This window comes from Oleiphilus sp. HI0117 (genome assembly GCF_001635235.1).
Genome location: NZ_LWGA01001412.1, coordinates 1 through 1335, shown reverse-complemented (window position 1 = coordinate 1335; position 1335 = coordinate 1). Strand labels below are relative to the sequence as shown.

The 1335-nt window shown below is 47.6% G+C and carries 2 protein-coding genes; both read left to right on the top strand.

The features are described 5' to 3' along the window. Window positions 1-186: FLgD tudor-like domain-containing protein (locus A3757_RS23830; protein WP_304439220.1), on the top strand; the 186-nt coding region annotated here is incomplete at its 5' end. Between the two features lie 72 nt (window positions 187-258). Beyond that, on the top strand, window positions 259-1335 hold a 1077-nt coding region (locus A3757_RS23825; RefSeq protein ID WP_156506540.1), incomplete at its 3' end, for a flagellar hook-basal body complex protein.

The following is a 1335-nucleotide window of genomic DNA, read 5'->3' as shown; positions in this document are numbered from 1 at the left end:
GAGCAGATGCCCTATGACAATTACACGATCGCTGCTGAATCGAATCAAGGAGGAGATGTAAGTCAAATTACGACCTTGCTTTCCGCCAATGTGAGTAGCGTATCGATCGGGACTGGTGGTGCCATTTCGCTTAACTTAGCCGGTATGGGCGCTATTCCTTTAGAAGATGTTAGAGAGATTAACTAGGCATGAGTATGTGTCTGGCGTGCGAAATAATTGTAATCATTACGACAAAAAGAATCAGAAGAGAGGTGTAGTATGCCGTTTAACGTTGCATTAGGTGGGTTGAGAGCATCCTCCACGGACTTGGAAGTTACGGGTAATAACATTGCGAACGCGAGTACTGTTGGTTTTAAGCGTTCGCGTGCCGAGTTTGGTGATGTTTATTCCAATAGTTTTTTCGGCAGGGGGGCTACCTCAACGGGAGACGGTGTCGCAGTACAAAATATTCGACAGATGTTTGGTCAGGGTAACGTAAGCTTTACTGACAATAACCTGGACTTAGCAATTACCGGAAATGGCTTTTTCGTGCTTAGTGATCAGGGTGAGGCCAAATATTCGCGTGCTGGTCAGCTAGGTGTGGATAAAGATGGTTTCATGGTCAATAACACGGGTATGCGTGTCCAGGGCTTTCAGGCTGATGAAGGTGGGACGGTATCGGGAGTTCTGGGTGATCTGGTTGTTGATGCGAATGATCTGCCTCCATCAAGATCAACTAATGTCGAAGCAGCTTTGAATCTGGATTCTTCAGAAGAAGCTTTGACTCAGAGTGGCACAACGATTAACTCGAACGGTGCAACGGATGTTGGTGTAGCACAAGCAGGAATTGTGAATGGCTATGCGAGTCAGGATATCGAAGTGACCTTTCCGGATGGCACGTCGCAGACCATTACAACGACTGCGGAATCAACTGCCGGGGCAATTGCATCTCAGTTTTCGCTTTTAGAAGGTGTGGATGCGACTGCTAGTACCAGCTCTACAATAACCTTAGCTGGATATGATAATGCCTCAGGAAATATGAGTATTAGCTTAAACGGAATTAGTTTCCAGCCAGCCGGTGCAACAGATGCATTGCAATTGGCCGACTTGGGAACTCGTATTAACTCGTCTGCGTTGGTGGGGGTTACCGCCGTCATAGATAGTGCTACTGGTGATTTGCAGATTATTCAGGATCAAGGAGCTAACTTGGTATTCGGTTTTGCGGGTGTCTCGGGCGATAGTTTTGAGGTTCTTGGGAGTGATGCCGCGGCGACGCCGGTAGTGCTTGACCCTGATGCTGTTCCTGCCGTTTTGAATGCGACTGTAGGTGGTGGAGTTAGCATTGTACTTGACGAG